This is a genomic window from Dorea sp. YH-dor226, from assembly GCF_039832105.1.
GTDB lineage: Bacteria > Bacillota > Clostridia > Lachnospirales > Lachnospiraceae > Dorea_A.
In genome coordinates this window covers 179,699-185,833 of the sequence record NZ_JBDOHS010000006.1, presented here as the reverse complement: position 1 = coordinate 185,833, position 6,135 = coordinate 179,699, and the positions used below count along the sequence as shown (strand labels likewise).

At 38.9% G+C, this 6,135-nt stretch carries 6 protein-coding genes; all 6 read left to right on the top strand.

Translation table 11 applies throughout. The features are described from left to right. Positions 1–117 precede the first annotated feature (117 nt). The 6 genes from ABE547_RS07420 (at position 118) to ABE547_RS07395 (ending at position 5,964) form a co-directional block, all read left to right on the top strand. The gene (locus tag ABE547_RS07420; RefSeq protein WP_347378175.1) at positions 118–1,317 is read left to right on the top strand and encodes a M18 family aminopeptidase; all 1,200 of its coding nucleotides are present in this window, start codon (positions 118–120) and stop codon (positions 1,315–1,317) included. 113 nt (positions 1,318–1,430) lie between these two features. Then, entirely contained in the window at positions 1,431–1,712 is a 282-nt protein-coding gene (locus ABE547_RS07415; RefSeq protein WP_347378172.1) for a YitT family protein, read from the top strand. 1 nt (position 1,713) lies between these two features. Further along, positions 1,714–2,190, top strand: coding sequence for a YitT family protein (locus ABE547_RS07410; RefSeq protein ID WP_347378171.1), 477 nt, complete (start codon positions 1,714–1,716; stop codon positions 2,188–2,190). 141 nt (positions 2,191–2,331) lie between these two features. Next, positions 2,332–3,720 (top strand): aminopeptidase, encoded by a 1,389-nt coding sequence (locus tag ABE547_RS07405; RefSeq protein ID WP_347378170.1) that lies wholly within the window; start codon positions 2,332–2,334, stop codon positions 3,718–3,720. Between the two features lie 142 nt (positions 3,721–3,862). After that, positions 3,863–4,723, top strand: a complete 861-nt coding sequence (locus ABE547_RS07400; protein WP_347378169.1) for a YitT family protein — start codon at positions 3,863–3,865, stop codon at positions 4,721–4,723. A gap of 365 nt (positions 4,724–5,088) precedes the next feature. Further along, the gene (locus ABE547_RS07395) at positions 5,089–5,964 is read left to right on the top strand and encodes a YitT family protein (RefSeq protein ID WP_347378168.1); all 876 of its coding nucleotides are present in this window, start codon (positions 5,089–5,091) and stop codon (positions 5,962–5,964) included. Positions 5,965–6,135 lie beyond the last annotated feature (171 nt).

Here is a 6,135-nt window from a genome sequence, read left to right as displayed (position 1 = left end):
CTTAGCATATATGGATCAGGGGAGTGTCCAACTATTCTCCCCCGGCTCCTTGTAACTTATCAAGCATATCAGTTCATTATAAAAATCTTAGATTTTTGTCTTGACAACTGAGCCACTATAGAGGAAGGTTACCAGGAACTGCAGGAGAGTGAAAAATGGGAGATCCGTCCGGGAGGTAAATACTATGTAACCCGGAATGGTTCCAGTATGATTGCATTTTGTATAGGAGATGAATTAAAGAGTTACAGTTATAAGGTAGTAGCTTCACATAGTGATTCGCCAACATTTAAATTAAAAGAAAATGCCGAAGTTGAAATCAGGGAGAAATACACACAGTTAAATACGGAAGGCTATGGCGGGATGTTATGTGCGACTTGGTTTGACAGGCCACTTTCGATTGCCGGAAGAGCAGTTGTTAAGAGCAACGAAAAATATGTAACAAAGCTGGTGAATATCGATAAAGATCTGGTATTGATCCCAAGTATGGCGATTCATATGAATCGGGAAGTCAATGATGGATATGCTTACAATAAGCAGATTGATATGCTGCCATTGTTCGGGGGAAGTGCGTGTAAGCCAGGCAATCTGAAAAAGATGATTGCAGAGGAACTTGAGGTGGAAGAATCGGAAATTTGTGGAACTGATTTATATCTTTACAACCGTATGATGCCAACAAAATGGGGCGCGAATGAAGAATATATTTCCTGTCCGCAGCTGGATGACCTTGAGTGTGCTTATACTTCATTGAAAGGTTTTCTGAAGGGTAGGGATAAGAATACGGTAAATGTATTTTCCTGTTTTGACAATGAAGAAGTGGGTTCAGGAACGAAACAGGGTGCAGGATCTACATTTTTATATGATGTACTCTATCGTGTGAATCTGGCGCTTGGAAAAGAGGAAGAAGATTATTACAGAGCAGTCGCATCCAGTTTTATGTTGAGCTGTGACAATGCGCATGCAGTACATCCGAATCATCCGGATAAGACGGATAAGAATAACTGTGTATATATGAATGAAGGAATTGTAGTGAAGTCTCATGCAGGACAGAAGTATACGAGTGACGGTGTCAGTATTGCCGTATTCCGTGATATTTGCAGGAAAGCAGGCGTACCACTTCAGTTTTTTGCAAATCGTTCTGACATGGAAGGTGGAAGTACACTGGGGAATATTGCAATGTCACAGGTGTCAATGAACGCAATCGACATAGGCTTGCCTCAGCTTGCAATGCATTCTGCATATGAGACTGCAGGAGTAAAAGACTGCTGTTATATGATGAAGGCGGTAGAAGCGTTTTTCAATGCTTCTATACGCGTATAAGGGTTTAACGATTCATTTCGTTGCCATAAATAATTCCTTTTTAAAAATATTACCCTCGGTTTTCTGGGGGTAATATTTTTTGAAAATGTTGGTTAAGTACAAGGAGCGTAATTATGAAAACAGGGATAACCTTTAAAGAATTTGTATTGATGCTGTTTGGTATGTTTTTAATGTCAGCAGCTGTATATTACGAAATGATGCCCAATAATCTTGTGTTGGGGAGTCTGTCAGGGCTGGTAATGGTTCTGGCACACTTTATCCCATTTAAAATATCTACCCTGACATTTGTAATAAATGTTGTGCTTCTCATAATTGGATATGTGTTTATCGGAAAGGAATTCGGGATAAAAACAGTGCTTACTTCTCTTATGCTGCCGATGTATCTTAGAATTTAATATGAATGCTTCCTCCGGTGGAATTGATATTATTGCAAAACTTCTGAATAAATATCTGGGGTTTAAGATGGGACAGAGTCTGACGATAGCCAGATTTGTTATTTCCTGTACATCTATTTTTGTGTATGACAGGCAGACACTTGTGATCAGTCTGATAGGCACATATATTTACGGAATTGTTGTGGATCGGTTTTGTGATGGATTCCGTGTGCGAAAAAGGGTTTGTATACTTTCCGGAAAGTATCAGGAGATACAGAAATATATTGTGGAACAGATGAAACGAGGAGTAACCATTTATCATGCATATGGTGGCTTTGAAAACGCAAAGCATATGGAGATTGTAACGATTCTTGAGAAGAATGAGTACAGCAGATTGCTGGCATTTCTCCAACAGACAGATCCGGCTGCGTTTGTAACTGTGAGTACGGTAAATGAAGTGATTGGAGAATGGAATCAGAAGAAAAGTATTTTGGGATAGGAGCGGAATAGGAATCCGATTTGACCATGAAGAGGCGTATAAGTTTTCCTTATGAGATATTCGCCTTTCTTGTTGGATATTAAGAACAACGAGAGATAAAATTGTAATAGAAAATGAATAACAAAAGAGGAGTGAAATGCAATGGAGAGGAAAAATATGTGGAAGCAGTATACCACGGAGCAGAATTCCGAGCTTGAATCTCTATGTGTCAGATACAGAGAATGCCTTGATGCGGCAAAAACTGAGCGTGAATGTGTAAACCTGGCAATTCAGATGGCGGTGGAAAAAGGATATATGAATCTGGATACATGCATGAAAGAGGGGAAAAAGCTTTCAGCAGGCGATAAAGTTTATGCGGAGTGTATGGGAAAGGCATTGGCATTATTTCAGATTGGTACGGAGTCACTGGAGAGAGGAATGAATATTCTTGGGGCACATGTAGATTCCCCAAGGATGGATATTAAGCAGAATCCTCTGTATGAAGATAGTGATATGGCGTATCTGGATACTCATTATTATGGAGGAATAAAAAAATATCAGTGGGTAACAATCCCTCTAGCAATTCACGGAACTGTTGTGAAAAAGGATGGAACAGCAAAACAGATTGTAATTGGTGAAAAGGATGATGATCCGGTACTTGTGATTTCAGATTTACTGATACATCTTTCACAGGAACAGATTGAGAAAAAAGCAAGCGTTGTAATTGAGGGAGAAGGGCTGGATGTTCTTGCTGGGACAAAGCCACTTTGTGCCGGTGAAGAAGAAAAAGAACTGGTAAAAAATTCCATTCTTCATTTCCTGAAAGAAAATTATGATATGGATGAAGAAGATTTTCTGTCAGCAGAACTTGAAGTTGTTCCTGCTGGAAAATCAAGAGAGTGCGGACTGGATAGAAGTATGATCATGGGATATGGTCAGGATGACAGAGTCTGTGCATTTACGTCACTTTTTGCAATGCTTGAGGCTCAGGATTTAGAGCGCACCGCGTGTTGTATTCTTGTTGACAAAGAAGAAATCGGCAGTGTAGGTGCAACAGGTATGCATTCCAGATTTTTTGAAGATGTTGTTGCCGAAATCATGGCTCTTACAGAAGACGGAGACACATTGAAAGTCAGACGTACATTACGTAATTCCTATATGTTATCTTCAGATGTAAGTGCGGCATATGATCCATTATATGCTTCAGCATTTGAAAAGAAAAATACAGCATATTTTGGAAGAGGACTTGTGCTTAATAAATATACAGGCAGCAGAGGAAAGGTCAATACAAGTGATGCGAATGCTGAGTATATCGCAAAAGTACGTAATGTGTTTGATAATAACGGAATCGGATTTCAAACTGCCGAGATGGGAAGAGTAGACCTTGGCGGCGGTGGAACAATAGCTTATATAATGGCGAATTATGGCATGAATGTTATTGACAGTGGTGTGGCAGTGTTATCCATGCACGCACCGAATGAGGTAACAAGTAAATCTGATATATATGAAGTATATCGTGGATACAAGGCATTTTTAAAAGATATGAGATAAAGAGAAATTACTTTTTTTTGAGTTTCCATACCCCTAATTGAAAGCTCCTCAGGCAAGGTAGTATTGCCTGAGGAGTCATTCTTTAGAATACAGGCAATGATTTATAATGGATGTGAGAAACAGACAGGAGGATAAAAATGTTATGAAAGGACAAGATAAAGGCGGAATAATAAAGGAATATGGACTTTTAACATTAGCAGCAATCGGATATGTTATTTCCGATTATTTTTTTAAGTTTCCAAATTATTTTAGTTTTGGAGGTGTGACAGGTATTGCGGTACTATTTAGTGGTCTGTTTGGTGGTACAGCGAGTACGTATTCCTTTGTGATGAATATTATATTGTTGATTATGGGGTTCCTTGTATTGGGAAAAGGATTTGGAATAAAGTCTGTATATGTCATATTACTTTATAGTTTTGGAATCGAGATGGTTCAGTACATATTTCCTGTCAAAGAACCCTTAACGAACCAGCCTGTGCTGGAGCTGCTGTTTTCCTTTATACTCGCAACTGTGTGCTCTGCCCTGGTTTTTAATCTGAATGCGTCAAGCGGAGGTACAGATATTATAGCATTAGTTCTGAAAAAATATACGAATGTGTCTATTGGGAAAGCGCTTATGATTACTGATTGCTGTGTTGTAATTGCTTCCTTCTTTATCTATGGAGTTTCAATAGGTCTTTTTTCACTTGCTGGTTTTCTGGCAAAGACATGCTTTATAGATACGGTAATAGAAAGTATGAACCTGTGCAAATATTTTACAATAATATCTACAAACCCGGAGCCAATCTGTGACTATATTCACGAGAAGCTGAATCACAGTGCGACAGTGTATCATGCAGAAGGATCTTACAGTCACAAAGATAAGACGGTAATCTTGACTGTAGTAAATCGAAATCAGGCTATTAAGCTCAGGGATTTTGTGAGAAGGATTGATGACCAGTCGTTCATGATGATTACAAACAGCAGTGAAATAATTGGAAAAGGATTCCGGGGGAAAATATAAATGTAAAGTATCTCGCAGAAGAGTTGTATGAAAATGAACCGGAGCGGTTTTGAGTATGATAAAAGTACAGAACAAACATTCGGATGTTCTGTACTTTTATTTTATCTTCTGATATAATGGCAACAGAAAATACAGAGCATAGATTGAGAAGTTAGTGACAGGTTCAAAGAAGGCAATCAATGCCAGATATTCTTATGAGTTACGGGGGCGGGTAAGACTGTTATCATGGCAAATTAAGGAGTTCTTTACGGAGAATGTGGTAGAGTGTGCATTGCGGATATTAGGCATTTTTAAATGATTTGATAAGGGGCTTAACAGAAATACAAGAAAAAAGGGTTGATACTGAAGGAAAGGGATGGAATGTAATGGGGGATACAAATAGTAAAAAAGAGGTTGTAAAGGAATACGGGATTATCACAGTAGGGTCATTTTTGGTGGCAGTCGCAGTGAGTATGTTTATGGTTCCGGGAAATCTGGTTATGGGGAGCGTGTCAGGACTTGCTTTGGTTTTGATACATTTTATTCCTATCCGTATGTCGGTCATGAATCTGATTTTGAATATCTTTTTTCTGATATTGGGATTTATATTTATTGGAAAAGATTTTGGAGCGAAGACGGTGTATGCAGCTGTTATCAGTCCGGTGTTCATCTACATTCTGGAAGGAATATTCCCGAATCTGACATCTCTGACACAAGATACATGGCTGGATCTGCTCTGCTGTATTCTGATTGTCAGCGTGGGACAGACCATACTGTTTAATGCGAATGCTTCTTCTGGTGGGCTGGATATTCCTGCAAAGATTATGAATAAGTATTTCCATGTTGATCTGGGAAAGGGTGTTACTTTTTTTGGATTGCTAACAGTTGTCAGTTCGATTCTGGTATATGATACCAGGACCTTGATCGTTGGTATCCTGGGCACCTATTTGAATGGAGTGGTTGTGGACGAGTTTATCAGTGGTTTCTCAAGAAAAAAGAGAGTATGTATTCTCTCGGATTATCATGAAGAGATTGAACGGTTTATCATGCAGGATATCAACCGGGGACTGACATTATATAAAGCAGCCGGGGGATATGAGCGAAAAGAAAGACCTGAGATTGTCACAATTCTGGCAAAGAATGAATATGGGAAACTCTTGAGTTATATCCGGGAAGTAGATCCGAATGCGTTCGTTACCGTTACGTCTGTCAGCGAGATTATGGGAATTTGGAACAGCAGGGGGAGAGTAAGAAGATTGTGATATGATAATATGATAGCAGGGCTGATACAAAAGTATATACCACCCAACAGATATCATAAAATGTTTGTGGAAAAATGGTATCTTGTCCTTTACCAGATAAAAGATGATACAGTGTATGTAGATTACATTCTGGATTGACGCAAAGACTATAATTGGATTATTCAATAAGAT

Coding starts and splice junctions, on each gene's coding strand:
- ABE547_RS07395 (WP_347378168.1), top strand. CDS start 5,089: ATGGGGGATACAAATAGTAAAAAAGAGGTTGTAAAGGAATACGGGATT.
- ABE547_RS07410 (WP_347378171.1), top strand. CDS start 1,714: ATGAATGCTTCCTCCGGTGGAATTGATATTATTGCAAAACTTCTGAAT.
- ABE547_RS07415 (WP_347378172.1), top strand. CDS start 1,431: ATGAAAACAGGGATAACCTTTAAAGAATTTGTATTGATGCTGTTTGGT.
- ABE547_RS07400 (WP_347378169.1), top strand. CDS start 3,863: ATGAAAGGACAAGATAAAGGCGGAATAATAAAGGAATATGGACTTTTA.
- ABE547_RS07405 (WP_347378170.1), top strand. CDS start 2,332: ATGGAGAGGAAAAATATGTGGAAGCAGTATACCACGGAGCAGAATTCC.